The sequence below is a fragment of the Parachlamydiales bacterium genome (genome assembly GCA_041671045.1).
GTDB lineage: Bacteria > Chlamydiota > Chlamydiia > Chlamydiales > JABDDJ01 > JABDDJ01.
The window spans coordinates 1-26326 of sequence record JBAZCF010000002.1 but is presented as its reverse complement, the minus strand read 5'-3'; the positions used below and the strand labels follow the sequence as shown (position 1 = coordinate 26326).

Sequence of the window (26326 nt, the reverse complement as noted above, 5' to 3'; positions counted from 1 at the left end):
TTGTAGCAAAGTTATGAACAAGATTTCGTAGATAATTTCAATAAAGCAGAAAGGTTATGATAAAAAAAGACAGCCTCAAGGATTTTCGTCGTATCCCCGGTGTAGGAAAGGAAATTTCCGAAGATCTCTATGATTTAGGCTTCAGGTCGGTCAATGAATTGAAGAACCTGGATCCGGAAGAAATGTATGAAAGGCTATGCGATTTGCAAAAATGCAGAGTTGACCGCTGCATGCTTTATGTCTTCCGTTGCGCTGTCTATTTTGCATCGCATTCTTCCCACGATCCCGCATTGCTTAAGTGGTGGAATTGGAAAGATTAATCATAAATTAGGCTTATCTAAAAAAAGATCTTAAAAATTATATACCAATTTGGTATATTAAATTTATCGACAACGAAATCAGCTTCCACAGGTGCGCTTGTGATTATTGAATTTGCCACGCGTGAACTTAAAGATATTTGTGAAAACGAAAAATCCATGCGGCGTAAATATGGGAGCCTATGTGCCGAGAAAATTAAAACACGATTAATGGATCTACTATCCGTAACAAATGTAGGAGAGCTGATCGCGGGAAGACCGCATCCACTTAAAGGCAAGCGATTGGGACAGTTCAGCCTTAGTCTCCACGGAGGGACAAAGCTGATCTTAGAGTGCGCTGATGAACCCATACCACGCACTTGTGACCATGCGATTGATTGGAATGCCGTTACCTGTGTCTGCATACTCTCCATAGAGGACTATCATGACTAGACATAAACAAAACAGCTTTAAACCCGATTGGATAGTGCCTCCCGGAGCCACTATTGCCGACGTGTTGGAGGAAAAGGGGTGGTCCCAAGCTGAATTTGCACAGCGCATGGAATACACCACAAAGCACGTCAACCTTCTCATCCAGGGAAAAGCCTCTATCACAGAAGATGCTGCAATCCGTTTAGAGCGTGTGCTTGGAAGTACTGTAAATTTTTGGCTTAATAGAGAAGCCCTTTATCGCGAAGCCATTGCACGAAAAGAAGACTTGCTAGGATTGAACGGAAAAGTGAATTGGCTTGCACAACTTCCGATCAAGGAAATGTTAAAATGGGGTTGGGTGAATAAGTGTTCTGAAAAAAGCGCACTAGTCGCTGAATGTTTGAAGTTTTTTGGCGTGGCGTCAGTGGAAGCTTATGAAGCACGCTATGCTGTACCTGTCGCCGCTTTTAGGGCATCCCGCCTAGAAGATGGAAGTAGAGGCTTTCTTACTGCTTGGCTAAGACAGGGCGAACGTGTTGCAATGGATGTTCCTTGCAAGCCTTACAACAAAGAAGGTTTTCTTGCTGCGCTAAAAGATCTGAGAAATCTTACATGCGAAGTAGATCAATCAGTATTCATTCCAAGACTCATTGAAATTTGCGCTGCAGTGGGCGTTGCTGTCGCTATCGTACCCGCACCCAAGGGTTGTGCTGTCAGCGGAGCAACTCGCTGGCTGGGAGTCGATAAAGCCCTTTTACTGTTAAGCAACAGATATAAGACAAATGATCAATTCTGGTTTTCATTTTTTCATGAAGCGGGCCATCTCCTATTGCATGGCAAAAAGCTAATGTTCATTGATATCGAAGGGCAGTTTGATGAGCAGCTTGAAAAGGAAGCCGATGTATTTGCAGCTAAACAATTGATTCCTTCGGAAATGATCTCCGAGTTATTGCAATTAGAACGGAATGAAACAGCCATTAAGCAGTTTGCTCAAAAAGTAGGGATAGGTCCTGGCATAGTAGTGGGAAGACTGCAAAGAGAAGGTTTGTTAACATGGCAAGAATGCAACCATCTGAAAATTAAAATTCAGCTTTGAGAGGTATGACTCATCATAAACAGGATGATTTTTTCTGCCCCAGGGTGATAAATTACGGCGGCATGTTCTTTATAGAAGCCGGAATCCAAAAATCAGATAGCTTTCTCTAAGTCCTTTCATTTGACTTACATCTAATAAAAATTTTAATGTACAAAAGTTTAACCCTATCCAAAGTCTGAGTGTGGATGAGATCATTCTTGAAATACTTCCTCCGCCACAAAAATGGAATTCCGAGCAAAGGGATAGTTACTGCTGTAGCGTAACACAAGTTATTAAAAATCAAAATATTAGGTATGTTGGAGTGCCGGAGGTTGTTAACGAATCGCGTGAGACAGAACGCACTGTTGCGTACCAACATAAAATAGATAATATCGAGTTCATCGAACAACTTAAAGAATATGCCCCAGACTTAATTCCTATTCCTTACAAAATCTGTGTGCGCGCAACAAAATCGAATTTTCAAGAATGGATCAAACAAATTTATGAGAAAGGATACCGACACATAGTTTTAGTAGGGGGAGAAAACCATAAAATAGAATATCCGGGTTATACAGTCTTAGAAGCAGCCCGTCACATCAAAGAGCAATTTCCTCTAATGAAAATGGGCGGCATAGCCATTTTCACACGGCATGGAGAGGCCAAGCGTATTCTTGAGAAGTCACAGGCCGGGATCGACTTTTTCTTTTCCCAAATTGTGATAGAGCCCTTCAACATGAAACAAATTTTGCATAATTTATCTAAGCTATGTAAAGAACATAAGAGAGGGCTTCCAAAAATCTATGTCTCTCTCTCGCTAGCCTCACAACCTAAAGACATCGAGTTTATGAAGTGGCTAGGAGTAGAATTTCCTACTGCAGTCCTGGATTATTTTACGTGCGAGGAAGAACGGCAAACCTTGGAAGAGCGCTCTATTGAAACGGTAGAGATGATCTTAGATGAAATATTTCATTTTATGAAAAATGAAGGTTTCGACATCGGATTTAATATTGAACATATCATGTACAACAACTTGTATTTGAGCCAAAAGTTGCATGAAAACATCAAACAAAGAATAGCATCCGCATGAATATCTTATTGCCCGGACAGTATCCCCGCAGTGAAGCATTAGTTGCTGCCAGCAGAGATTTGGACCGTGAACGCATACTGCCTGCAGATTTAGAAGCAGTGCGCCAGCATGACATAGAATCACTGAAAGAGCTGCAGAAGGGGTTTTCATATATCACTACAGGGTTCTTTGAATGGCAAGATTTGATGCGGCCTTTTTCCACACTGCTACAAGCAGAAGTAGGAACTCTAAAACGCTTCTATGAAACGAATACGTTTTGGAAAATATTGGAAATTCATTCGCAACAAATCCCTGCAGAAGATGTTTGGGATATTTGGATCCAAAGAAATTTCTTTGGTAGCGGTGGTCAGTATAAAGATAATCCCTTGGTATTTACTCTACCTTTTCTCTTCCTATTTAAAGAATATTCCAATGGAATTTCTTTAGAACACATTGCAGATATCCTAGTAAAAACAGCACTGAAACTAAGTAAATTTCCCCATAAACTGATTTGCTTTTACGAACCTACCTTTGGGTGGAGGTCTATAACCCCTGAAGAAAAAGAGATGGGATTGGAGCTGATCCAAAAGATAAAAGCGCTTACATCTACTCCTATCTATATCTATAGTAGCTTTTTCCCCCTGGAAAAAGACTTAAAGTATATTTACTCCCTTCCCGCCGACGGCTATGGCATAGATTTCTACGCAAATTCCCTGCAAGAGACTTTGCCCTCTTTCCCCAAAGGTAAAACCCTTCTAGCAGGTATTATCAATACGCAGTCCACATTGATAGACCCGGAAAATGGATTGGAAGACTTTTTGCTGCAAGCTGTGAATTATGTCGAAGATAAAAGGATCTATATCACTCCCAATGGTCCCGCAGAATTGCTTCCCAGAGCGATCATGGATCAAAAGGTAAAACATGTTAAAAAGGTATGCCGATGCCCCGATTAATAACCCACGAAATCGGTTCCCTCGCTAAAACACCCTGGAGGGTGAAAGTTTTTTCAGGACACCCTCTCGATCCACATGATTTAATGGTTGCAGAATTCTGGGGTAAAAGACTAGCTATTCCCGACTATCAGAACCTTCTAACCTTGCTCACTAAAAATGACAGTTTTACTCCTCAAGATAAGCAGGAAATACTCCGTTTTTCGTCGCTCTACGCAACTAAAATGTTAGAAAAATCAGGTCTTGATCTGATCTGGGATGGTGAACAACACAGGGTAGAGATGTACGAATATGCTGTGAGAAGAATGCAGGGATTTACTTTTCATGGGCATGTACGCAGCTTCGATAATAAATATTACTGTAAAGCCTCCTGTACACATGCGCCAAGTTTTAGCGAGCCATTCCATACACAAGAATACCTGCAGATAGCTCAATTTACAGAAAATCCCGTCAAAATTCCTATCACAGGACCCTATACCATCATGGACTGGTCTTATGATGAACACTATCTGTCTTCTGTTATTCCAGGAAAAGAAAATGTTAAAAAACTCGCCCATCAAGCACGACAGAACTTCCTTAACGACGTAGCAAAAAAAGTCACCTATCCTAATATACGCGCCTTGTATGACAAAGGAGCGCGCTACATACAAATCGATGAGCCTGCAGCGACCACTAAACGTGATGAAATTCCTGAATTCATTCAGGCCATGAAGGATAGTATCGGCGACCTAGCAGGAAAAGCGTTTTTTTCTGTGCACATCTGTTTTTCCGATTATCATAGGCTTTTCCCGGCCATCCTTGAATTGCAGGGGATTTTAGATGAGATACATTTCGAATATGCGAATAGGGACACTAAGGAACTAGGTGTAACGGCTGACCAAAGAGTAGGATATGAGATCCTAGAAAAGTTTAAAGACACGCAGTTTAAGATTGGCCTAGGGGTATTAGACGTCCATACAGATTTCATTGAGCCTCCTGAGCTAATTCGGGATCGTATACTGTATGCAGCCAAGGTCATAGGAGATCCTAATAGGCTCTATATAGCCCCTGATTGCGGCTTAAGAACACGTACTTGGGAAGTTGCCTTCCTTAAACTGCAAAATATGGTGGAAGGAACACGATTAGCTGAAAGAGAATTGGGCTTAGCATAATTTAGGGGGCTCTTATGAAACATTCCAAAGTTGTCATCATTACCGGCGGGGGAAAGGGCATAGGTGCAGAGTGTGCTAGATATTTACATGCGCAGGGAATGAGCATCGTCATCGCAGAGCTAGATCCTAAATTAGAAAAGGATTTTGCATTGGATGCCGACAAGTTTCTGTTTTTAAAAACCGATGTCAAAGAAGAAGCTTCCGTAAAAGCGCTGGTTCAAAAAACGGTAAAAAAGTTTGGAAGGATTGATGCGGTCATCAATAATGCCGGACTTTTGCCCAACAACCTTCCCAGTATAGAGAAAATGAGCTTAAAGATTTGGAATGATTTTATTGAAACCAACCTAACAAGTGCATTTCTTAGTTCAAAGCATGCCGTGCCCTATTTGCGTAAAAGTAAGGGCTCAATCATCAATATAGCCTCTACCAGATTTTTGCAGTCGGAAGGGGATGATCTTCCCTATAGTGCTACCAAGGGTGGCCTAGTATCTTTAACACACGCCCTAGCCGTACAACTAGGACCGGAGATAAGAGTAAATTGCATCAGTCCCGGCTGGATCAACTCTCATCATGAAAAGTTTACCAAAACAAACCATCAACAGCATCCTGTAGGAAGAGTGGGCGAACCCCGCGATATTGCCGCTATGGCTGCCTACCTGATATCGGATAAAGCAGGATTTATCACCGGACAAAACTTCATCATTGATGGAGGAATGACTGTGAAGATGATCTATAAATAGTTAATTCTTCTAATGCGCTCTTCTAAAGATATAATAGCCCATAGCAAAGATAGACATTCCTGCGGCTGCAACTAAGATGATCTTGGGCGATAGTAGTAGTAATACACCGCCTAACAAGCATATCACAGCATCTCCCAATACCCTTAAAGAGACCTGGACACCCATGACTTCTCCTTGAATGGAATCTGAGACGGAGTTGGAAATTTTTACCGTGATCAATGTAATCGCCAAGCCGATAAATAAACCGCTGATTGCAAAAAACAGTGTCATAAGAAACGAAGAGTCTGTCCACACTATCCCCATTAAGCAGAGTGCAAATGCCCCCATAGAATAGATGATAGCGGTACGGTTTGAAACTTTATCTGAAAGGTATTGTGGAAGCCATCCATTACCTGCCGCAAGTGTTAAACAGAGCACCCCATTATAGATCACCAATTCAGACGGGGTTAAATCCCATTTAACCGTTAAATAGACAGGGCCAAATTCATACAAAATATCTACAGCTAACGTAAAGCACGTAGAAGTGATCATGAGGAACTGCAAATACTTATTCGCAAATAATTGCGAAAGTCTTTTGAAAAGGTTGATACGCTGCCAAAAACTACGTATTTCCTTAGCCGTAATGTTACTGTGATCAAGCACCAAACCAGACAATACCGCAAGACCCAAGAAAAGCACGCAGATGCAATAAAAGGGGGTCGAAGCAGTCAAACCTTCAACGACGCTTTGATCGGTCATCAGACCGCCAATGAGCGGGCCTAACAGGAATGCAATCGAGGACATAGCATTAATTTTTCCGAACGCTTCATGTTTCGAGATTGTTGTCAGGTCTGTGGCTAAAGCACGTGCAATAGCAATGTTTCCTTCCATTAATCCCACCATAAAGCGACTGAAAATCAGCAGTCCGATCATTTCAAAAGTAATTGCAAGACCGGTGATCAAATTAAAAAGTGCTGAAATAATAAGGCTTCCTGCAAGTATATTTTTTCTTCCATAGTCGTCAGAAAGTGATCCTAAAATGGGCGATCCAATAAACTGTCCTAGAGGGTAGGCTGCAAGAGTGATCCCCAAAAAAATTGCTTTGTAGGAATAATCCCAGCTTGGATGGATGATAGAATAATCAGGGTTCAAAAACAGGACAGGAAAAATTAGATAGGGCATTGATATGCCTATAAATCCCAGAAAAACAATCACCAGGATGACCCAAAATTGCCGTTTCTGCTTTTTACTTACTGTGGGAGAGTTTTCTAAAGAAACCATTTTTATATCATGTGAGTGCACTAACAATAATCTAGCATAAAGCAGACTTACGCGAGGAGGTACTAAACTTTATTTCTTTCCTGCAGCGCTGACTGTTTGCAAAAAGTGATCCACGCTAAAGCTTGAAAGATTTTCTATCTTCATGCTTGCTTCTGAGAGATCTTGCATTTTTGTAAATTCATTGGGTACGGCAATCGTGATGCATCCTGCGGCCATTCCTGCCAACACTCCCGTGGTACTATCTTCAATGACAACACATTCGGACGGCAGCACGTTCAATAGTTTTGCAGTATGTAGGTAAATATAAGGCTTGGGTTTGTTCACACCCTCAGGATCTGAGTATTCCTTAAGATCGTCTTGGCCGGATAAAATAATGTCAAAATGCTCTTCAATGCCTAAATGCCTTAAGTTGCTTAATATTTCATCCTTGGGAGCTGCGGAAGCCACTGCCAGCTTAAGGTTTAAACGTTCTTTATCTGCTGCCAAACGTTTTAGAAATTCGACCGTTCCCTGGATAGGGGGCAATCCTTGTTGGTGCAATTCGCGATAATGGGAGCGTTTTTCAGAAAGAATATCTTCTGAGTTGTCATGACCAATAGCCTCGGCAATAAGTTTAGCAATAAAAGTTGCAGGTTTTCCTGTGTAAAGAAGGCATTGTTCAAAAGTCAATACATGCCCTCTATTCTCTACAGCTTTGCGCCAGGCAGAAAGATGAGCATCTTCGCTATCGACAAGTGTACCGTCACAATCAAATATAATCGCTTTAATAGATTGTTCTGAGAAAAGAAAATTTGTCATACATAACCCTATCAATAGTAAAAATCTGATCATAGAGATGATAATTGTGTGCGTGGGAAAGATAGTCTTTAAAATGCCGACTATCTTTCCCAAAAAAATAATCTAATTAAAGATAATACATGAAATAATAATATGCAAAAATAGATTGTTTATTTTTTATTCTATTATTTAGCTAGAAAGCCGCTGATTATTTTAGTTTCCGTACCATTATCAATGAAAATTGAGTAACTCATTTCTTTCAAAAGTTCTTCATACGTCGTAATAGGCTCTGCAGCTTCCAATTTAGTTCTAGAGTCAACCATGGATTGGTTTAAGGATGTGGACGAATTTTTTATCAATTTAGTAAATTCAGACTGAAGAAATTCAGAAATATTGCTTAAAACTTTTAAATACTCCATACGGTAAGAGAGCATAGAGTTTATAAATGATTTACTTGTTGTAGCTCCGTTTTCAGATTGCCATTGGTCTACCATAATAGAGAAAATCTGAGGGTGTTTAACGAAACTCATTTTTAGATAATCTTGGAGTAGCTTCTCACCAACTATTACAGGAAAATTTTTTGTCGTTTCAGCTAATTCCGGCTGATTGCTGAACCGAGCAATCGTATTAAATAAGTTCAATGGTTTGGATTTATCTACATCATCTGTAACGATTCTAATGAGAAATAGGTACTCTTCTGAGTCCGCATTACTTGGGTTAGCAGCTAGTTTAAGTGCTTCTTTTTTGATTTCAGTGATACAAGCTTTTCTAATGTCTTCATCAGGTTGCTGAGCAAGTAGAAACATTGCACGCGAAAACTGGGTAGCCGTTTTAAGTTTAAAAATATTTCTAGAAGTTTTAATAAGTTTATTATTATTTTCCAATAGCTCTGCCCGAGTTACTTTTGCTTCCGCTATGCAAGTGATTGCAATTTCTGTGATGATAAATGCATCCGGCTTTGAAGTTTGATTCAAATCCTTAAGAGTAGTTTGAAGTAGGTCCCCCACTAAAGTTGGGATGCTTTCTGCTGTGTTTCTAATGGATGCTTCTACTGAAAAATCTCTCATCTTTACTTCCTTGTACTTAGTTATGACTTAGTGTTGAGTTGTTGAACGGATTATTAGCGAGTGTATATTAAAGAAAAATTGGTTTAATAACCAATCTTGAGGTGTATTTTATAAAAATCTCCCTCTATTTGTGAAGAGACACTTGTAAAATCCTTTTTCAAAGAAGCTGGCTCTAAGTATCCCATAAGGGCAGTTGGAATAAATATTGCACGCTTTATAAAGTATGTCTAATATTGTCTAACATCACTTCCTTTGAGGAATAAATGAATAAATTTGATTTAAACCTTCCTGCAATAAAAGACAGGTTGCTTGCTGAAAGTGAATATGCGTTTGCTTTTCTCACTAACATACCTATCGTCCCAGGTCACACCCTCATCTGTCCCAAACGTTCTGTTACATACAGTAATGAGCTTGTAGAGGAAGAATTAAGAGATATATTCTCGCTTAAAAGTATGGTGTGCAAAATTTTGCAGCAGGCATTATCAGCAGAAGGATTTAATTTTGCTTGGAATGAAGGGAGTGTCGCAGGCCAAACAGTCCCGCATTTTCACTTACACGTCGTTCCTAGAAAAGAAGGGGATGCTGGGATAACGGGTTATGAACCACGAGTCTTTCTATATCGACCTGGAAGCAGGGCTAAATCTCCACATGAGGAATTAACATCTTTTGCAACGGAGTTGAGGCAATATTCTAATAACCTATGAATGCAAGTCCTTTCATAATCATCCGCTCCTATGAACTTACGAAACTCTTCTTCAAGAGCTTTCTGAATCAAAGTTTGAACAGCCTGCTTTATCTATAAGTGCTTCTTGCCAATCGGAACCAATACTGCTACGATTCATATGAGTCATCTCCTTTGTTTGTTGTTTCGTCAAAAACAAACTAACATAAGGTAAGATGACTCACGATTTCTTAGTGATTTACCAATTTACACAATTTTACGGACTCAACCTGTACTTTAGAATATCACATATAATCGTTCACAAGTTATTTTAAGAGCGTTATGAAGATAATAACAAGGCGTATACTCTCCTTATCTCACCCATTCTCAGTGATCTCGCCGGCACAGTGGTGAATATATTATTAATGTTCACTCAGCATTCAGATTGTATTTCATCACTTTTGCATGAACCCCACTTTTGTCCCTTTCTTCATCATAGGCATCCCCTTGTAGGCTGCACGTCCACTTTTCCATTTCTTGCACTTCTTTTGCCTTTATGAGGGGAAGCTTCGCTAATCTGCGGTTTTGTGTGGAATAGTTGTGAGGGCTAAGCCCAACAATAGCTGCATTAATTTGACCACCCTGGATCAAGGCTGCAATCGCTATGCTCGCTATGTCTGAATGATATTTGATGGCTAGATCGTTTAAAACTGTGAGGCGTCGTTGAAATTCTTCCCATCCGCACGCTGCATCAATGAGAAGCTTGTACTTTACTAGGGAACGGTTTTCTAACAGATCCAGTGCGGGCTCTTCTTTCATCAGCCATTTCTCGCTGAGAAAGCCTCCAAGCACTGTGCCGTAGGCGAAGATTTTAATCTTTTTTTTACAGCATAAGGCTCCAATTCCACGTTCTACCCTTTTGTCGAAAAGTGAGACTTGAGTTTGCAATGAGGCAATATCAAACCGTTCCGCAAATTCCTCAAGATATTTGCTATTCACGTTGGTCATACCGATTTCAGCTATTTTACCTTTGGCCTTGAGTTCTGAGAGAATATCCATTGCGAAAAGGTAGTTTTTAACTTCCCAATCCCACCAGTGAAATTGCACCAGATCTATGCAGTCCACTTGCAAACGCTTCAGGCTGCGATCGATAATGTGTTCGACATATGTGCGGTCGATCTGCTGCAAGCGATCGATATCGGGCACAAATTTCGTATGAATGCGTAGCTTCTTTTTTGGATTAGCTTTTATAGCCTTTCCCAATAGCTCTTCGACCCCAAGATAAATATCTCCACAGTCGAAAGTGGTAAATCCGTATTCGATGGCATCCAGAATAGGTTGAATAGTTACATCATGGCGGGAATGATCCGCAGCAAGCTGCCAACATCCCCTAATGATATTTGATGTATTGATCTCTTTATTCATGATGATGCCTTGTAGTTGTAACTTGATGATGGTAAAACGTCGTTTTTCCTATTCGCGAAATTTTAAAAATACCTCCACAATTCACATCGGGACAAGCGACAAGGTGATCTGTACTGATCCAGTCGTTCGGATGTGTGAACCTCTGCTTGATGGTAATGATGGGAATCAAGGCAGCAAGGCAGTAGATGGGAAAGCTTTGACCAGTCGGCAACGAAAAGTTTTCGCCTGAAAGGATAAAATAGTCCCCTACCTTGTGATTACAGACCATAGGTTTTAGGCCATTATTGGCCACCTCTACCTTGATGTCATAGAGTTCAAAAGAGTCATTCTGTTGCATACATCCTCCTTTTTAAGGATAAAGCCTGTTGCCAGTGCAGCCAACATAAAGGGTACACAGATGGCAAAATTAGTGTTAAATAAGACAATACTGCCGTGGCATATTGCGGGCGCTAAAGCTGAAGTGAATGAGGCGCCAAGAGAATATGTGGTCGAGATAGCCGTATTACGCGCTTCTCCTGAAAAAAGATCCCCGAAAAAGCGGGGTGTACAAAGCGCAAAGATCATCAGGAACAGGTGCGTAAGAATTTGCGTCGTCACCACAGCTGTATAGGATGAGGACACTAAAGCTACCCCTAAAAGGGGAGCGCTTAAAAAAACACCCATAGCGCCAAATCTCATCAATTTACGATAAGAGATAGCAAGCTTATCGGCAATATAACCGAAGCAGGGCGGGAGGACGATCCACAGTCCAAGCAAAACCGTGTTTGCTTTAAATATTTCAGCTCGAGAAATCTCCAGATCTTGGTGTACGCGTTCATTGAGGTAGATCAAAGATCCGTAAAAGACGAGGACCATCGTGGATGCGACAATCAAGGCACTCAAGATGGCTTTCTTGTTTTTTACAGATTTTGCGGTGATTTCGGACACCTTTTTTGCAGTGGCTACATGGTATTCTTTCATCAAGGAACGGAACAGTAAGAGAAAAAATCCAACTAATCCCCCAATCAGGAATGTCACACGTACATGATCCACATACTGACTGGCAAGGAAGCTGGCAAATACTCCTCCGACATGTGTCGAAGAAACCACACAGGCTCCAAAGAAAGTACGGTATTTAGAGTTAAGTTCGTATGCGTAGGTCATCGCCGTTCCATACTCTCCGCCGACAGCTAACCCTTGAGCAATGCGGCACAGAAGAAAAAGCAGTGTTGAGGTCACACCAAGTACTTGTACACCCGGGATAAATGCCAAAGCGAGAGTGGCGGCCGACATCAAACACATAGAACTCACAAGCGAGGTTTTTCTCCCATAGAGATCTCCAATGCAGCCGAAGTAAAACGCACCCAAAGGCCGAAATAGGAATGCAATAGCATACCCTATATAGGCGAAGAGCATTTTTAGAGCCGGGGTGGAGGCGCCAACGAATTCTTCCACAAGAGAACTCGTCAGCAGACTGACGAGCATCATATCAAAGTGTTCGAAGGCCACCCCCAACGCCATGATGAGAAAGCTTAAGTGTGATTTGCTAGATTGCATTGCCTGCTTCCTTACTTTGTGGAGAGCCTTTTAACTCCAGCACAAGAGATTGATCTTTCTCGAAAATCCCTTGGATGACTCCTTTAATCGACACTGACTTGTCAATCCATTTTTTGACATAGGCTTGTGAATACGTTTTAAAGTTGCTATGTAATTCATCGGATCCTTTCAGGTGGTCATCTAAAAGCTGTTCGACTGTATATGGAACAAGGGTGAGACCCAATGTGCCGCCCAGCCCTGCAAGAGGCGAACTGTGGCCTACAGCATCGCCGATCCGGAATACATTCCCTCTTGAACAAAGAGACGCTATTCGATTTGTAATGTGTACCGGTTGTTTAACTGTTTCTAAAACTTTGGGTACTTCTGTGATCCCTTCATAATTGAAGGCTTTTTGGGTTGTGTCTAGTATCAGACGATTAATCTCATCTTGGTTGAGATTTCCATCCGAAGTTACAGCTACGTTCACAACTTGGCTTTTGGCATTGAAAATCACGTTTGCTATTTGCAAGATTTTTTGTGAAGTAATGATCATGGAGAGGACAAAAGTTTTATCTCCATGATAGTTAAGGTTTCCAAAGATCCAGTTTTCACCCGTGCAAGCATTGTTCACCACGTCGTCCAAATCATTCACCATCTCGAGTTGTTGAATGGATGTTGAGTGTGTGCCTTCGGCTATAAAAAACAAATCGGGTTCAAGGGTTATAGGAGGGGAACCATTTTTTTGAGTAATCTCAATTTTTGATACCTTTTCCCTTTCTATTGGATTTACAATTTTAATTTCAGATTCACTTAAAATTCGAACTCCGAGCCCTACTACTTTTTGTGCAAGAAAAGCTTGCAAATCCTTTATATGCACGCTGTAGATTCCCTCTTCCTTGAAGAGATCCTTAAATTTCATAGGATTTTTGTTCAAACATCCCTCAAACTTTAGTTCGCTGACATCGGAAGTTGCGATGGATTGAGTACCCCCTTTTCCAAAGAGCACAATTTGATGATCATTAATTCTTGCCGCAACAGATGTTTCAAACTCTTCTAAAAGGTTAAACTTTCGTAGGAAAGCTTGTGCTTCCCTATTGAGATTAATAATATTGAAGCGGGAGAAATCGTCGCGTTTTTCGGTGATGACAACGTCATACCCTTTTGCATTTAATTCAAAAGCTGCCGCTAACGCGGCGATCCCGGCACCACTTATCAAAGCAGTTTTTCTGCCGCTTGATTGTTCAGGACTAGCAGTTTTCGCTTTTCCTACGATATTAGCGATTTTGTATGAACCGTTGTTCCGAACAAATTTCTCTGTATCAGGAGTGATTTGTCTTTTTTCTATTTGTTGTACTTTTGATGTGGATAAAACTTTCATAATTCCGTCGAAATAACTAAATTTATTTAAAAACAGCGTATAGGTACGCTTGAACGTAGTTATTGTTTTTTAAACTCGCAGGCAGTAAATCCTTGAGTAGTTAAAATACAAACGTCAGACAACTGAAAAAAAATCATGTATCCAGTTGACTAAACAAAAAACTGTTTTTGATAAATTAGGATGGGCGCCAACGCCAGAAGGACTTTTTGAAAGAGTGGGAAAGAAGGCAAGAGCAAGCAGACATAGTCGAAGCTGGTTCAGCGACGAGAGAATGCTTTCGACATTGTAGTAGAGCAGTATTTTTACAACACAAACGAGTGCTCATATTTATCTCTGGTTAACTTCCTAATTAGGAATCTTCACTTAATGAAATCTGAAGTCGAATTTTAAAGCAAGTGATTTTTGTAGTTTTTATGAATTTCTAATGTAAGAAACATCCTCCCCCTAGCTATCATATGAAATGGGTGGAAAGGACGAAATTCAATTCGTAGTTACTTCCGGAAATTCTGTTAATATGCTTTTGAACTTTCTTGATTTTTTCAACATCTGTCCAATAACGTATTTTCCAAGTAAAATCGCTGTTTTATGATGTGAAATTGTAATGCTTTCTCATAAAACATATTCTTTTAGTTGTTTTCTTCTAATCTGTTATTTGAGCTAAACGAAGGATTGCTTGAGCAAGATTTTCTTTTGAAAGCATTTCGATGTTGCCATTGGTGTAAGTTAGATAGCTTTTGTTAAAACACATGAGCCTCCAATTATGGTGGGCTCGAGGGTGATTTATCTGTGCAGGTGGATTAAATACCCATTTTGTAAACTTTAATTTCTTTTGGAATCCATCTAAACAACTGCTTGAAACTAGTCCAGCAGGGCCAGGATATACCGAGTCCTCTTCAACTCCTGTAATGATACAGGTGCTCTTTTGTAAATTTAGGTAATCTGCTACGGCACATCGATTAAAAAAAGATGTAATTTCTCGGTCGACATAGAAAGTCAATCCACTCAATTTTGCGATGACATAAAGTAATTTTCCAAACCAATAATGACGGCTTGCTTCATAAATTGAAGAAGGACCCCTGTCAAAATGTAACATTGTAGGAAGCAGTTCTGGACCGCTGCATTTTAATAATGCCGCAAGGGTAAAGCACCCTGCTGATTGGGCAAATATTAAGTTAAATTTGCCAAAGTGTTCTTGCAATGTTTCAAGAGTGCGTTTCAAAGCTTTGCCACATGCCTCAAAACTTGATGGTTTATAGACGGTAGATGATTTAGACTCTGCTTCGATTGTCATTTCATAATGGCCAAAAATAAAAAATCGGCCAGGAGAGCTATTTTCTTGGCTAGCATGTGCCACAAGAAAGTCATAAAAAATGAAAAGATTGTTATCGAGCGTGGATAAACTTCCAGGTAACAAGAGGGCATTGAAAACACCTTCTTTTGGACATTCTTTAGTTTCGATCACCCGACAAACAGTTGTAATTTTTTTACCGTTTTTCGCCAGTATTATCACTGGCTGATCATAGATAACATATCTTTCTCTAATGATGTCTGCATATTCAAGATTTAAATCTTGTGGCTCTTGGCCAGTCCAAAATCGTTTGTAGTATGCTTCTTCATGTGCTAATTTTTTGGAATTTTTGTTTCCGTTGTTTTTAGCGCCCTTATCACGAAACCAATATAGCGGATAGTAAATGATATCTCTAATTAGCTTCCCAAGTATATTAACTCTTTTCTCCAACTCATGGCAGTTTTCTTGGGCTCGAGAAGAGACAAGAGGAACCATGGATTGAATTGGTAAATGTCCAGACATAATTTCCTTAAGAATTTAAAGAGGGTAAATGGAACTTCCCCCACCATCAATAACTAAATCGACACCAACGATATAAGAAGATTTTGATGATGCAAGAAATAGAGCAGCGTTGGCAACTTCAGAGGGTTCAGCAAATCTTTTTAAAGGAACTGTATTGGCTAATTCTTGAATTTTTTGCGGATAAGCTTTCTTTAGCTGATTAAAGATAGGGGTATTAGTATATCCAGGAGAAATAGCATTGACTCGTATTTTTCTTCCCACTAAGTCTGCTGCAAAACTACGCGCCAACATACTGACAGCAGCTTTTGTTGAGGAGTAAACGCTGTCATCACTAAACCCGACATGACACGCTGCCGATGATATTAAAATGATGGATGAATTGTCCATTAAGCTTGGCAGTGAACGTTGAACAGTGAAATAAACACCTTTGAGGTTTGTATCGACGATAGCATCAAAAAAGTCTTCGTTGACTTCCTCAAGAGCTTTTTTACCAGCTATTCCAGCACTGGCTATCAGTACGTCAATTTTACCAAAGACATGTTCAGTTTCTCGATATAATTTCTCAATATCCGCTATTTTCCGTACGTCGCCTTGAATAAAAATGGCTGTTTTAAGTTTTTTGCATTGGGCTTCTAATTTTGATGGATCAGCTCGATCAAAAATCACAATCTTAGCTCCATGCTCATCAAACTTTTGAGCAATGGCTTCTCCGATGCCGCTATTACCGCCAGTGATTACGACAACTTTATTGCGAAATTCATCCATATCAAGTCTCCCTACGCAGCAAAGGTTATATCATTTTTTCTGTCAGAATGTAAATCGTAGATTGTTTCAGACCAGACCAAGGAAATAAACAATGGATAGACTAGCAATACTTGCAAATGCAGAAAAAATGCAGGGAAATCAAAAATTTCAAAAGGATCACTCAGGTAATCCAAAAGGGAAAATAAAGGGCACTAGAAATAAGGCGACATTGGCTGCAGAAGAACTTTTGACTGGACAATTGGAAACTATCTGCCAAAGGTTAATTCAAGAAGCTTTATTAGGAAATATGCAGGCAATAAAAATGATTTTAGATCGCATTTTGCCTATAAAACGAGATCTTTCTGTTAAGATTGAAATTCCAGCTCTAAAAACCACGGCCGATGCTTTAGAATCAATGAGTGTGATTACTCAAGCTGTTATGAAGGGAGACATTTCTCCAAGTGAAGGAGAAGCACTATCCAGAATAGTTGATATCTATGTAAAAGCTATCGAAGTGCATGATCATGAAAAATGGTTAAACTTATTAGAGAAAAAGAATAAACCATGAAATCCTCTATCGAAAAAAGATTAAAAAAATTGGAAGATTCTTTAAATTATAAGCTTAAATGCGCTTTAGTTTTATGTGACGCTGAAATACTTCATTCCCATGACTTTTCATTTATTGAAGCTGATAATCTTATCCTTTTACCATATAAAAATGACGATGAACTAAATAAAAAAGATTCTTACACAATCAGATACTTTTAATCTCACTTTATATTGCGGCTATATACGCTTGATTTGGTGAGCTTCCTCTTTCGGGATAGACATATTTTAATATTCCATCTTTGACTAAGGGTGTTAAATATTTTCTGACTAAGTGTTTTTTATCTTTTCTACTGAGAAATTCTGCGATTTGTTGAGCCGTAAGAGGTTGCCAAGCGCAAAGATTGTAAATCATTGATTTAAGTTCTTCGCTTTTAGGTCGTTTTTTCAGTTCTTCAATTTTAAATTTTAAATCGACTGGAAGATTTTCATTTCTTGAAATCTCTGCTGGCTGGTGTGTTTTTAACTCAAGCTGGTGTGTTTCGTCCTTTAACTGGTGTGTTTTGCTTTCAGGCTGGTGTGTTTTATCTTCGCTTAGCGGTAATTTTTCATCTAAAACGGGCGTTTTTCTAGAAGCTTCGGTGTGAATAAGTAAGGTCACCAAAAAGAAACTATGATTTTCGTCGGTTTTAAATATTGGGGGCGGCGACCCGTTGGACTGCATTGCATTATGAATTTTAAGCACGCCTGTACAGCGCCCTTCTGTTAAATGGAGCTCCTTTAGAAAATCGCCTATTCGTCTGTTTCTGTAAGTTCTTACTCTCACAAATCCTTTATTTAAATCTTCAATTTTGAGTGGAGGCAAAGGTCCTGGAAATGACAAAACTTCAATTCGGTCATTATGAATGCTGATTTCAATCGGTTCTCTTTGAGCATAGTCTTTATGATAAATAGCATTTGCCAACACTTCCTCTAAAGCCTCATAGGGGTAGTTATAAAAGCGATCTGCCTCCGCTCTATCTGGACGTTTGCGTACCTCTTCTTTTATTAACATTGACTGGATATAGCGCAAGGCCTCTTTCAATTGAATGTGAATAGGGCCTTTAAAAATCTTTTCTGAAAAGCTATTTCCGATTTCATCATGAAAATCGACAATATCTATTTGAGCACACGGGAAAAATCTCTCAGGCTGATTATTGAACATCATTAAGCCAATATTTAATGGCTTTAAATATTCGTCTGGGCCTTGAGCAATTTGCATTTGTCTGCAAAGATGGGGAAAAGGTATTTTATCCACTTCGGAGAGAAGATCACTTTTGATTTCACGAAGAAAGTCTTTGATTAACCCTATATTTAGATCCGTGAGCTGAGCTTGATGACAAATGCGATCGTCAAAAGGCACTTGATTTGAAAGTTCATGAAGTTTTTGAATATCACTTGTTTGAGCTTTCACCGTCGAAGAGTTTCGTCTAATAAAGTAAGCATAAGGTGCATTTTTTGCTAATGCCTCTGGAGCTTGGTAGGGTCTTGTTTGACCGCCTGGACACCAAATGACAAGAATCATTTTTTCTTGAAATACGGTGGGAGATACGACAGGATGATAATGAGGTCGAATTCTATTACCAAGCTCTAAGATTTCCTTTTGAATTGCGTCTATTGTATTTGGCGCCAAGCCAATTGGAGGGGAAATTGGTTGTCCATTAGATTCCTGTACGCCGATGATAAGATAACCGCCGCCCCAATTGTTGATATCGTTCGCAAATGCAGAGACAGTCCGCAGAAAACCCTCGGGATTCCAACCTTCTTTGAATTCCAAACGCTCCCATTCGACAATCTGTCCTTTGAGTAGTTCATTAATATTGATTGGAAGAGCTGTCATTTCATTACCTTTGAAATCAACTTACTTTGATTAGAGTTTTTCTTCTTGAAAGTTAAAAAGAGTTTTTGAAGCTTTTGATAGGCTAATGGTGAGGGTTTTGCTTTTTGATTTTCCCATCGATTTACGGTGGGAAAAGAAACACCCAGTTTTGCAGCAAACTGCTCTTGGGTTAAGCCCATTTCAAGTCTGATTTCCCGTACTTTAAGAGATATTTCTTCTTCACAGTTTAACATAACAGATTGATCTTTTCCTTGATTTCTTCGGTCTTATCGATATATCATGCTTTATAAATAATGATATATTTACCAGCAAGAGAAATTTGTTAATGAATGAATTTATCACAGATGCCCGCTTATTAGAAATTTTGCTGGAAAACAATTTTAATCAGACGGCTTCAGCACGTTTTCTAGCAAACACCTTCGGTAAGGACTCAGATACCTATGAAAAATTCAGATACCACATCAAAAAGCGCATCGATTCATGTGAATTCATTAACGAAGCAAATAAACGATACAAAGCAGAAAAAGACAAAGAAAACTTTGACAAACTTCACCCTTTAATTAAACAACAGTTTTGTAAAATTAGAAATAAAGGAATTGAATTGCGAGGTTTAACTCCGGGTGCTCACACTTTGATTCAATTTATCTGTTGTAATTGTGGAGAAGTCTTTTCAAGCAAGGTAAAAGATCTCCAAAACAATCTTGAGCGCGCAAAAAATAAAGAGGTGACTGGTTGTCCCTATTGCGCAAATAAAGCGGTTAATAAATCTAACAGCTTTGGAGCTTGTTATCCTGAATTAGCAAAATATTGGGATTACAAAAAAAACATAGATGTAACCCCGTTTGACGTATTCCCAGGACGAGATGAAAAATTTTATTTTACATGTGAGTTCGGGCATTCATTTAACGCTCTACTTTATAATGTTACAAATAAAAGACGTCCAAGATGGTGTCCAGACTGTAAATTAAAAGGAACATCTTACTTAGAAATAGTGCTTTATTGGGAGCTCCAGTATTTATTTGGAGATGTTGTCATTTGGAATAAAATTTCAAAAACCGGAAAGCAAAACTATGGCGTCGAGTGCGATATCCTATTAATGCACCTCACCGCGGGGACGATTTGTATTGAGCTTGATAGTAGATACCACCTTTCGGAAGCAAGTATTCGTAGGGATCAAAAAAAAAATGAAAAACTACAAAATCAAGGAGTAAAAGTCATTCGTCTTAGACATGAAAGTCTAATAGCGCTTTCTTCATCTGATGTTTTTTTTAAAGATAATGATGACTACAAAAAAATAACATCAAACCTCTTTCTAGCTCTCTTAAAAATATCTGGTTTTCAATCTCAAGACCTTAAGAATGTGAAAGCATATATAGATTTTCCACATTTAGTTAATTTAGACAAAATTAGAGAGAGTCATAAACATCTTTTGCAGGGATCATATGACAATCTTCTTTTAGATGTGAGACCAGATTTAAAAGAATATTGGGATGAGAAAAAAAATCACCCATATTCCCCTAAATATTTTACAGCAGGCGTGCATTTTGAGGCACATTGGAAATGCCCAATATGCGGGACAGAAGACCAAGTTTCCGTTAAAGACATGGTAAAACGTAAAAATTCTTGTATTACTTGCTACGAAAAAACAAGAAAAACTGCAGAATATCAAGACTCAGTTTATAATTTATTTCCTGAATTATTAAAATTGTGGGATTCAGAAAAAAATCAAAAAATTGGTCTGGACCCCACTAAAATTAATCCATGGTCAGAAATTGAAGCGTTTTGGGTCTGTTCTTTAGGTCACCCTTATACTGCTTCCATCAAAAGCATCTCCGATGCACATAAATCCGGAAATTCAGGTTGTCCTGCATGTAAATATAATCAAAACTTAATCGACATTGATGGAACTTATGTATCAGCCGCAGGCTTAATTAAAAAAATTAAAAGTGAAAACAAAAAAAATAACATTCATATGAATTCAACAATTTTATTGGTTCAAAGAGGGTTCACATCGCTACACTGCCGCGCTTTTGCGCTTCTCTCTCGAGAAGACAAATTAGTGGCAGATCTTTTAACAAAAGAGGCTCCAGCAATTCGTCTAGAGGAATATTTAAAAAAAACAATCCTCGGGATATTCTCAGAAAGAATCGAGCCGGAATTGCATCGACTGGAAAGGGCTATTAGACAGTGCAATGGTAATGTAAGTCGTGCAGAAAAACTGTTAGGACTTCGTAAATCTTATATTAATGATTACTGCAGGAAAAAAGGTGTCAAAATTCCAAAATAAACTTACGAGTTATGGATAATACCCCAAATTAATTTAAGGAAACATACTGTAAATAGTAGGTTGAAAAATTTGCCATATTGCATGTAAAGAGCTAATTCCACTTAGTATTTCTTGTGTATTTTTTAATAGGGTTTTTATCACTGTAAATCGTCGCTTATCTTTTGGTGTACGTACTTCATCTGATATTGCGCTCATTAATTCTAGAATGGCTTCTTTTTGTTCATTCGATGCTTCAGTCGATCTTAGAACTGCTTCAGTAAAACTTTTCAGAGCTTCTTGGAAAGATTGAATGGCAGGGTCCTTGCTAGTCATGCTGAGAGTAGCGTCAATATTTTCAACAGATCCCCCAATGGATCCTGTATTAATAAGGCCGATGGCACTTTTTTCAATTTTAATATTATTCAACGTAAATTCTCCTATTACGGTTGTGGGTTTAGGAGGAGCAACTTGGTACCTACCAAAAAAACCTCTTTGCATTCCAGAAGCATCTTCCATTTCAGTTAAAGCAAAATTAATACCCCTAATATTTCTTTCTTCCATTTCGCCAAGGGTTTTTTGATGTAATGTCCAGCACTTTTGACATAGCGGATGTCGAATGTCAGTCCAACCCCCATAAAGGAAAAAAGGACCGTTACATTGCGAGCACTTTAGATCTTTCCACGGTTGGTCTTCAAGGGGGTTCAAGTGTACTACTTCCTTAGCCTGTTTGATTGTTGTATGCATGAAGAGTCGTTGTTGAAGAACATAAGGGATTTCATCCAATCAATACTTTTCCTATCTTTAAAGTTAATATGGCCTTATTTTCGAGGAGCCATCCGCCACATATCCGCCACACGAGCCTAAATGCACAAAGGGCAATCTCAACGAGATTGCCCTTAAGTGACTTAAAGAAAAGAATCTGAGTGAGAGGATTCGAACCTCCGACCCCTTGCACCCCATGCAAGTGCGCTAGCCAAGCTGCGCTACACCCAGGTAAAAAACTAGTTTGAATACTGCTGAGCGAGTTGCATTCCTTCGAATTGGAACTCTGCTCGCTGAATCTGTTTGACGGCAAGCTTTGCGCATGCTTCTACAATAATTTCTAAAGGATCGCCGAGGTCAACTTCTGCAGATGAGGTATCTACAGAAATGGAGGCGCTGAAAGTTGTCCCTTCGCGGATTCCGCTGACGCGGAAGTTTACAAAAAGGCCTTCTTTTTTCTTCGACACACTTATAAAACGTATCAGGTTGTTCTCTGCAAGATTTTTCAGTGCCATAATCTGTGTCGATCCTTAATTGATGCATTAATATTATGCACAGGATACTATTGGAGTCAATCCAAAATAAATAATCGCTACATATGTTTAATCTTGAACCTTCCTGGAAAGATGAGCTGAAGCAAGAACTCATCAAACCCTATATCTCTAAGCTCTCGGATTTTATCGAAAGAGAAAATCAGCAACCTACACCTATCTATCCGCCGCGGGATTTAGTTTTTAATGCGTTTTGGCATACTCCCTACGATGAGGTTTCTGTAGTAATTGTGGGCCAAGATCCTTACCACGGACAGGGGCAAGCGCATGGTCTGAGCTTTAGTGTCCCTCAAGGTGTTCCACAGCCGCCTTCTTTACGCAATATTTTCAAGGAAATTAAAAGCGATCTGGACATAGCTCCTCCCGATCATGGTTGTTTGATCCCTTGGGCAGACCAAGGTGTTTTTTTGTTAAATGCCCTTTTAACGGTACGTGCAAAACAACCGTTATCCCATCAAAACCAAGGATGGGAACAGTTTACAGATGCTGTCATCCTGGCACTTGCAAAAAGGGAAAAGCCTATCGTATTTATGCTTTGGGGTTCGCATGCACAAAAAAAACTTCAGGGCATTTTGCAAGATGCACAATATAGCCGCCACCTTGTCCTAAAGGCACCGCATCCGTCGCCTTTTTCCGCTTACACAGGCTTTTTTGGCTGCGGTCATTTTTCAAAGGCGAATCAATTTATCATCGATACACAGCAAAAATCGATTGACTGGAAAATTTAAAGGGTTTTACCTAAGTCTAGGCCTTTAAAGATTTTTCTTTGAGACTCAAAACGGAAAATTTTTCCGTACGTCGAACGAGTTTTTAGACATGGCATTTGTCTTGCATACTTATGACAGGGAGTTACAGGTATGAAAGTATCCACAGAACATCTTATACAACAAGAAGAAGAGGGTTTAAATCAAGGAACCCGTGTGCATGTGAAGAAGTCGCTGTCTTCGCATATGCCTGCCAATCCGCGTGCTGCAAGGCATGACACGTCGTTAAACACTTTAACACGTCATTATTCTTCCCAAAGAGGGCATATCCAATCAGAGTTGGAAGCGCCGGAAATTCACGCGAAGCGTGAAGCTGCAATGCGCGATGCCCAAGAGAACTATGAAATCATGATGGAGTTCTACAAGGAACTTAGTGATGCTTTCAGTAAGATTATTGGGGAAGACCCATCCGTTGTTTCAGAGCGTCGATAAAGCGGAAGATGGTGTAATCTTCGTAAAGATTGATGTTTGCTAATCTTTGCAGCTGTCCACTAGGACCTTCCGACCATTTCTGTCTTCGCGGCATTTTTCGCTCTTCAAAGAACTTTCTATCTCTGCTCCAATAGTGATTGATGCGGAGTTTATTCACGATAATATAGGGACTATGTGAATGTTTGACGTGGTTGAAGTCTTGACCTACTGCGTAATAGGGGTGTTTGTACTCAACAAAATGGGGATCCTTCATCGAAGAGACTCTTTCAGGGCGTACGATGGATTTGATGAAGGCATTTTCTCCATACGCGGGGTCTGCTTGCCGGACGAGTACTTCGATCATTAATTTATTCGGGGGGACAACATCCACATCAGAAGTTCCGAAAAGCTGCCAGTGGGCGACTACACCTCCGAACTGCTCGAAATCGCGGAGATAAGCGACCATATTGGGAGCAATGGCAGGGAAAAGGAATTCATCCGTATCTAAAATCGCCAGCCATTTTACTTTATCTTTTTTAGCTTGCTTGATGGCATCTAAGTAAGCGCTTGTCTGTATTCTGGTCCAATCTGTCACATCTGTAGCCGCGTATGGCCATTGTGTAAGGACGACTTCTTTGGTAGCGATATAGGGCCGCAGTATTTCTAGATAATTGTCGTCGCTGAGATTGTTATATAGATATATCCTCGTCGCTCCCATCAGCTTATGAAATTCAATCCATTCTTTTAGAAAGCGGGCTTCGCTTTGAAAAATGGCACAGACTGCAAACGGGTGCTGATAGTTTTTTTTTGCTTCAAGGGGAGCTTGGATAAAAAATAGGGCAAAAACAATGAGTGAATAAAAAAAGCGAGTCATAATTTACCTCGAAAGGAAAACTATACTCGCTCAATAATTATTTATAAACCCTGCTTGCGGCCCTTTTGAACTTAGGTTCGATGGGTAGCAAGCAGGAATGAAAAAAATATCCTGAGTTACATCAACTCAGGATATTCAGAGGGTAGTTTCATTTGAAGCTACCCTCTAACGTTTATTGTAGATGTACACTCGGTCGTTATTATCCATATCATCTAAAACTTGTCTCCAGTCCTCTGCGATTACAGCGAATTCTTCTAAGAGGACCTTAAGTTGTGCAGGGTGCATTCCTTCTAGTCTGCCTAGATAATGCAATGTAATGCGGTAATCCTCTTCATCAACATTGATATAGGTAGGAATGGATCCTTTTGGCAGGGCTTTTGACAGTGAGCTGCGCACGCTTGTAGGAATATACGAGCTTCCTTGGTAAATGGTTGTACTAAAGGAGAGTTTTGTGGACTGATCAATAGCACGCACCATCACTTCGCTGCCTGCTAAAGCAAATTCTACTATGGTTTGATTGTTCAATTGATTAAGAATTTTGTAGACTTCTTGATCTTTTACCATATTCCACCTACTCTTTACCCCTTGTTACTAACGTTTAGACACCTTTAGGCTTGTATATTGTAATTGCTTTTAATTTATAACTTTATTATAATAATAATCTAATTATTTTAATATATATTAAGGAAAGAATTTTAATTATGGTTAAAAATATTTTTAATTTACTAATTGTTTTACTGACATTTACTGGTTCTGTTTATGCGGATGAGCTTCCTAAAGATATTCCTACTGAAGTGGCGACAGATGCTGAACTTAAGGTCTTTTATGATGCTGTCCAAGATGAATTGGAACTTCAAGAAGGACGAATCGCCGCGTTAGCTGCCCAGCTTAGCGCACACCGTGAGATTCCAAGCGACATTATTTTCGCACAGTATAAATTGGCAATCTCCATGTTGGATGTTAAAGAAACGCTGGCCGGAAACTTCTATCATTCAACTTGCTTGAACTATGATCACTTCCGTCAGAGTTTTCTAAAAATTTTGTGTAAGGAAGTGATTACTCACATTGACCTTCTGGAACTGCAGATGCTGGCAAATATATACCGTAAAAAGGACTAGGCTTTTCTTAGCATCCTGCCATAAAGGATGCTTCCTTCATAAAGGAAGCAAAGAGGAAGTGCTATCAGGAATTGGGTAAACACGTCGGGCGGGGTGAGGACGGCAGCAATAACGAAAGCTGCAACGATCGCATGGCGTCTGTAATGTCTAAGTGTCGTAGGGGAAATAATTTCCAAGTGCACAGCAAAGAATAAGCACGCCCCTAATTCAAATGCTATGCAACAGGCAAGTATCAGCATCAACGTATAGTCAATATACCTTTCAAAGCTCCAAAAGTTTTCTCCTAAGCTCGCATTAAACCAAAGAAGGTATTGGTTTGCTGCAGGGATAAGCATATAAATTGCTGCCACTATTCCAGCTAGGACGCATAAAAAGATAACTATTGCAAAAGCTAGGAGTGGGTATTTTTTCTGTGCTGCCAAGGCGGGGGAGATAAACTGATAGAGAAAATATCCCCAAAAGGGAGCGCTAAAGAGCACGGCCGTCCAAAAGGTAATCTTTAAGATCACAAAAAAACCTTCTGCTGGGCTGAGAAAAACTAAGTTGATGTCCGGTATACGTTGGGCGACGATAAGCTGTTCTCCGGGTGGAATAACAAATCCTTGGGGTGTTTTTACTGTTGGCTTGTCCCACCACAATCCTACTTCTTTACAGTCTTCACAATCATAAGTGATCGGAGCACTGGTATAATTGGTAATGGTATAGGTTTTTAAGGCGTGCTTCGTGAGAGTTGTCTGCGATGTCAATACGGATTGGGAAAACGGTTGCTTAAGTAGTTGTAATACAGTCTCATAAAAGAAAATGAGGA

General features: G+C 39.6%; 30 protein-coding genes and 1 tRNA gene. 14 read left to right on the top strand and 17 right to left on the bottom strand.

What is annotated here, in order from left to right:
- Positions 1–56 precede the first annotated feature (56 nt).
- The 7 genes from WC222_03300 to WC222_03270 all read left to right on the top strand — a co-directional run bounded on the left by WC222_03300 (position 57) and on the right by WC222_03270 (position 5710).
- Positions 57–320 (top strand): helix-hairpin-helix domain-containing protein, encoded by a 264-nt coding sequence (locus tag WC222_03300; protein MFA6915397.1) that lies wholly within the window; start codon positions 57–59, stop codon positions 318–320.
- A 99-nt stretch (positions 321–419) separates the two neighbouring features.
- Positions 420–749 carry a hypothetical protein gene (locus WC222_03295; protein MFA6915396.1) on the top strand — a complete coding sequence of 110 codons (330 nt, stop codon included), beginning with the start codon at positions 420–422 and terminating at the stop codon, positions 747–749.
- Entirely contained in the window at positions 742–1824 is a 1083-nt protein-coding gene (locus WC222_03290) for an ImmA/IrrE family metallo-endopeptidase (GenBank protein ID MFA6915395.1), read from the top strand. The genes WC222_03295 and WC222_03290 overlap by 8 nt, the downstream gene beginning before the upstream one ends.
- Before the next feature lie 181 nt (positions 1825–2005).
- Positions 2006–2890 (top strand): hypothetical protein, encoded by an 885-nt coding sequence (locus WC222_03285; protein MFA6915394.1) that lies wholly within the window; start codon positions 2006–2008, stop codon positions 2888–2890.
- Positions 2887–3822, top strand: a complete 936-nt coding sequence (locus WC222_03280; GenBank protein ID MFA6915393.1) for a hypothetical protein — start codon at positions 2887–2889, stop codon at positions 3820–3822. The genes WC222_03285 and WC222_03280 overlap by 4 nt, the downstream gene beginning before the upstream one ends.
- Positions 3810–4970, top strand: a complete 1161-nt coding sequence (locus WC222_03275; protein MFA6915392.1) for a hypothetical protein — start codon at positions 3810–3812, stop codon at positions 4968–4970. Before WC222_03280 ends, WC222_03275 begins: the two co-directional genes overlap by 13 nt.
- A gap of 14 nt (positions 4971–4984) precedes the next feature.
- Positions 4985–5710, top strand: coding sequence for an SDR family oxidoreductase (locus WC222_03270; GenBank protein MFA6915391.1), 726 nt, complete (start codon positions 4985–4987; stop codon positions 5708–5710).
- Positions 5711–5719: 9 nt separating this feature from the next.
- Here WC222_03270 and WC222_03265 read toward each other — a convergent pair whose 3' ends face one another.
- The 3 genes from WC222_03265 to WC222_03255 all read right to left on the bottom strand — a co-directional run bounded on the left by WC222_03265 (position 5720) and on the right by WC222_03255 (position 8814).
- Positions 5720–6970, bottom strand: coding sequence for an MFS transporter (locus WC222_03265; protein MFA6915390.1), 1251 nt, complete (start codon positions 6968–6970; stop codon positions 5720–5722).
- A gap of 69 nt (positions 6971–7039) precedes the next feature.
- Entirely contained in the window at positions 7040–7768 is a 729-nt protein-coding gene (locus WC222_03260; GenBank protein ID MFA6915389.1) for an HAD family phosphatase, read from the bottom strand.
- Between the two features lie 164 nt (positions 7769–7932).
- Positions 7933–8814, bottom strand: a complete 882-nt coding sequence (locus WC222_03255; GenBank protein MFA6915388.1) for a hypothetical protein — start codon at positions 8812–8814, stop codon at positions 7933–7935.
- 263 nt (positions 8815–9077) lie between these two features.
- Between WC222_03255 and WC222_03250 the strand changes: the two genes are divergently transcribed.
- Complete coding sequence (locus WC222_03250; GenBank protein ID MFA6915387.1) at positions 9078–9518, top strand: HIT domain-containing protein; 441 nt, start codon at positions 9078–9080, stop codon at positions 9516–9518.
- A 386-nt stretch (positions 9519–9904) separates the two neighbouring features.
- On the opposite strand, the gene WC222_03245 is transcribed toward WC222_03250, so the two are convergent.
- From WC222_03245 to WC222_03220, 6 genes are all read right to left on the bottom strand, one after another.
- Positions 9905–10900 (bottom strand): aldo/keto reductase, encoded by a 996-nt coding sequence (locus tag WC222_03245; GenBank protein MFA6915386.1) that lies wholly within the window; start codon positions 10898–10900, stop codon positions 9905–9907.
- Entirely contained in the window at positions 10893–11237 is a 345-nt protein-coding gene (locus WC222_03240) for a TIGR04076 family protein (protein ID MFA6915385.1), read from the bottom strand. The genes WC222_03245 and WC222_03240 overlap by 8 nt, the downstream gene beginning before the upstream one ends.
- On the bottom strand, positions 11195–12436 hold the full coding sequence (locus WC222_03235) for an MFS transporter (GenBank protein MFA6915384.1): 1242 nt from the start codon (positions 12434–12436) through the stop codon (positions 11195–11197). Before WC222_03235 ends, WC222_03240 begins: the two co-directional genes overlap by 43 nt.
- Positions 12426–13793, bottom strand: coding sequence for an FAD-dependent monooxygenase (locus WC222_03230; GenBank protein MFA6915383.1), 1368 nt, complete (start codon positions 13791–13793; stop codon positions 12426–12428). Before WC222_03230 ends, WC222_03235 begins: the two co-directional genes overlap by 11 nt.
- A gap of 640 nt (positions 13794–14433) precedes the next feature.
- Positions 14434–15603 carry a hypothetical protein gene (locus tag WC222_03225; GenBank protein ID MFA6915382.1) on the bottom strand — a complete coding sequence of 390 codons (1170 nt, stop codon included), beginning with the start codon at positions 15601–15603 and terminating at the stop codon, positions 14434–14436.
- A gap of 15 nt (positions 15604–15618) precedes the next feature.
- On the bottom strand, positions 15619–16368 hold the full coding sequence (locus WC222_03220) for an SDR family oxidoreductase (protein MFA6915381.1): 750 nt from the start codon (positions 16366–16368) through the stop codon (positions 15619–15621).
- Positions 16369–16459: 91 nt separating this feature from the next.
- Between WC222_03220 and WC222_03215 the strand changes: the two genes are divergently transcribed.
- Both WC222_03215 and WC222_03210 read left to right on the top strand, forming a co-directional pair.
- A complete protein-coding gene (locus WC222_03215; protein ID MFA6915380.1) occupies positions 16460–16915 on the top strand; it encodes a DUF5681 domain-containing protein in 456 nt (151 codons plus the stop codon).
- Positions 16912–17115, top strand: a complete 204-nt coding sequence (locus WC222_03210) for a hypothetical protein (protein ID MFA6915379.1) — start codon at positions 16912–16914, stop codon at positions 17113–17115. Before WC222_03215 ends, WC222_03210 begins: the two co-directional genes overlap by 4 nt.
- 7 nt (positions 17116–17122) lie before the next feature.
- Here the strand turns inward: WC222_03210 and WC222_03205 are convergent, their stop codons facing one another.
- Together WC222_03205 and WC222_03200 are read right to left on the bottom strand one after the other, a co-directional pair.
- Entirely contained in the window at positions 17123–18709 is a 1587-nt protein-coding gene (locus WC222_03205; protein ID MFA6915378.1) for an RNA-binding domain-containing protein, read from the bottom strand.
- Positions 18710–18768: 59 nt separating this feature from the next.
- Positions 18769–19005: a helix-turn-helix transcriptional regulator gene (locus WC222_03200; GenBank protein ID MFA6915377.1), complete on the bottom strand. Its 237-nt coding sequence runs from the start codon at positions 19003–19005 to the stop codon at positions 18769–18771.
- 92 nt (positions 19006–19097) lie between these two features.
- On the opposite strand from WC222_03200, the gene WC222_03195 reads away from it, so the two are divergent.
- Positions 19098–21059, top strand: a complete 1962-nt coding sequence (locus WC222_03195; GenBank protein ID MFA6915376.1) for a zinc-ribbon domain-containing protein — start codon at positions 19098–19100, stop codon at positions 21057–21059.
- A 33-nt stretch (positions 21060–21092) separates the two neighbouring features.
- On the opposite strand, the gene WC222_03190 is transcribed toward WC222_03195, so the two are convergent.
- The 3 genes from WC222_03190 to WC222_03180 form a co-directional block, all read right to left on the bottom strand.
- Complete coding sequence (locus WC222_03190) at positions 21093–21782, bottom strand: hypothetical protein (GenBank protein ID MFA6915375.1); 690 nt, start codon at positions 21780–21782, stop codon at positions 21093–21095.
- Positions 21783–21956: 174 nt separating this feature from the next.
- A tRNA-Pro gene (locus WC222_03185) sits at positions 21957–22031 on the bottom strand.
- An 8-nt stretch (positions 22032–22039) separates the two neighbouring features.
- Positions 22040–22315 carry a hypothetical protein gene (locus WC222_03180; GenBank protein ID MFA6915374.1) on the bottom strand — a complete coding sequence of 92 codons (276 nt, stop codon included), beginning with the start codon at positions 22313–22315 and terminating at the stop codon, positions 22040–22042.
- An 83-nt stretch (positions 22316–22398) separates the two neighbouring features.
- On the opposite strand from WC222_03180, the gene ung reads away from it, so the two are divergent.
- Positions 22399–23079: a uracil-DNA glycosylase gene (gene ung / locus WC222_03175; GenBank protein ID MFA6915373.1), complete on the top strand. Its 681-nt coding sequence runs from the start codon at positions 22399–22401 to the stop codon at positions 23077–23079.
- A 129-nt stretch (positions 23080–23208) separates the two neighbouring features.
- Positions 23209–23547 carry a hypothetical protein gene (locus WC222_03170; protein ID MFA6915372.1) on the top strand — a complete coding sequence of 113 codons (339 nt, stop codon included), beginning with the start codon at positions 23209–23211 and terminating at the stop codon, positions 23545–23547.
- On the opposite strand, the gene WC222_03165 is transcribed toward WC222_03170, so the two are convergent.
- Entirely contained in the window at positions 23507–24400 is an 894-nt protein-coding gene (locus tag WC222_03165) for a glycosyltransferase family 92 protein (protein ID MFA6915371.1), read from the bottom strand. The two genes, WC222_03170 and WC222_03165, sit on opposite strands and share 41 nt — an antisense overlap.
- Before the next feature lie 165 nt (positions 24401–24565).
- Complete coding sequence (locus WC222_03160) at positions 24566–24964, bottom strand: hypothetical protein (GenBank protein ID MFA6915370.1); 399 nt, start codon at positions 24962–24964, stop codon at positions 24566–24568.
- Positions 24965–25101: 137 nt separating this feature from the next.
- On the opposite strand from WC222_03160, the gene WC222_03155 reads away from it, so the two are divergent.
- Positions 25102–25518, top strand: coding sequence for a hypothetical protein (locus tag WC222_03155; GenBank protein MFA6915369.1), 417 nt, complete (start codon positions 25102–25104; stop codon positions 25516–25518).
- Here the strand turns inward: WC222_03155 and WC222_03150 are convergent.
- Positions 25515–26326, bottom strand: an 812-nt coding sequence (locus tag WC222_03150; protein MFA6915368.1) for a twin-arginine translocase subunit TatC, incomplete at its 5' end; no start/stop codon positions are given. The two genes, WC222_03155 and WC222_03150, sit on opposite strands and share 4 nt — an antisense overlap.

Coding starts and splice junctions, on each gene's coding strand:
- WC222_03300 (MFA6915397.1), top strand. CDS start 57: ATGATAAAAAAAGACAGCCTCAAGGATTTTCGTCGTATCCCCGGTGTA.
- WC222_03290 (MFA6915395.1), top strand. CDS start 742: ATGACTAGACATAAACAAAACAGCTTTAAACCCGATTGGATAGTGCCT.
- WC222_03280 (MFA6915393.1), top strand. CDS start 2,887: ATGAATATCTTATTGCCCGGACAGTATCCCCGCAGTGAAGCATTAGTT.
- WC222_03275 (MFA6915392.1), top strand. CDS start 3,810: ATGCCCCGATTAATAACCCACGAAATCGGTTCCCTCGCTAAAACACCC.
- WC222_03270 (MFA6915391.1), top strand. CDS start 4,985: ATGAAACATTCCAAAGTTGTCATCATTACCGGCGGGGGAAAGGGCATA.
- WC222_03265 (MFA6915390.1), bottom strand. CDS start 6,970: ATGGTTTCTTTAGAAAACTCTCCCACAGTAAGTAAAAAGCAGAAACGG.
- WC222_03260 (MFA6915389.1), bottom strand. CDS start 7,768: ATGACAAATTTTCTTTTCTCAGAACAATCTATTAAAGCGATTATATTT.
- WC222_03255 (MFA6915388.1), bottom strand. CDS start 8,814: ATGAGAGATTTTTCAGTAGAAGCATCCATTAGAAACACAGCAGAAAGC.
- WC222_03250 (MFA6915387.1), top strand. CDS start 9,078: ATGAATAAATTTGATTTAAACCTTCCTGCAATAAAAGACAGGTTGCTT.
- WC222_03245 (MFA6915386.1), bottom strand. CDS start 10,900: ATGAATAAAGAGATCAATACATCAAATATCATTAGGGGATGTTGGCAG.
- WC222_03240 (MFA6915385.1), bottom strand. CDS start 11,237: ATGCAACAGAATGACTCTTTTGAACTCTATGACATCAAGGTAGAGGTG.
- WC222_03235 (MFA6915384.1), bottom strand. CDS start 12,436: ATGCAATCTAGCAAATCACACTTAAGCTTTCTCATCATGGCGTTGGGG.
- WC222_03230 (MFA6915383.1), bottom strand. CDS start 13,793: ATGAAAGTTTTATCCACATCAAAAGTACAACAAATAGAAAAAAGACAA.
- WC222_03225 (MFA6915382.1), bottom strand. CDS start 15,603: ATGTCTGGACATTTACCAATTCAATCCATGGTTCCTCTTGTCTCTTCT.
- WC222_03220 (MFA6915381.1), bottom strand. CDS start 16,368: ATGGATGAATTTCGCAATAAAGTTGTCGTAATCACTGGCGGTAATAGC.
- WC222_03215 (MFA6915380.1), top strand. CDS start 16,460: ATGGATAGACTAGCAATACTTGCAAATGCAGAAAAAATGCAGGGAAAT.
- WC222_03210 (MFA6915379.1), top strand. CDS start 16,912: ATGAAATCCTCTATCGAAAAAAGATTAAAAAAATTGGAAGATTCTTTA.
- WC222_03200 (MFA6915377.1), bottom strand. CDS start 19,005: ATGTTAAACTGTGAAGAAGAAATATCTCTTAAAGTACGGGAAATCAGA.
- WC222_03195 (MFA6915376.1), top strand. CDS start 19,098: ATGAATGAATTTATCACAGATGCCCGCTTATTAGAAATTTTGCTGGAA.
- WC222_03190 (MFA6915375.1), bottom strand. CDS start 21,782: ATGCATACAACAATCAAACAGGCTAAGGAAGTAGTACACTTGAACCCC.
- WC222_03180 (MFA6915374.1), bottom strand. CDS start 22,315: ATGGCACTGAAAAATCTTGCAGAGAACAACCTGATACGTTTTATAAGT.
- ung (MFA6915373.1), top strand. CDS start 22,399: ATGTTTAATCTTGAACCTTCCTGGAAAGATGAGCTGAAGCAAGAACTC.
- WC222_03170 (MFA6915372.1), top strand. CDS start 23,209: ATGAAAGTATCCACAGAACATCTTATACAACAAGAAGAAGAGGGTTTA.
- WC222_03165 (MFA6915371.1), bottom strand. CDS start 24,400: ATGACTCGCTTTTTTTATTCACTCATTGTTTTTGCCCTATTTTTTATC.
- WC222_03160 (MFA6915370.1), bottom strand. CDS start 24,964: ATGGTAAAAGATCAAGAAGTCTACAAAATTCTTAATCAATTGAACAAT.
- WC222_03155 (MFA6915369.1), top strand. CDS start 25,102: ATGGTTAAAAATATTTTTAATTTACTAATTGTTTTACTGACATTTACT.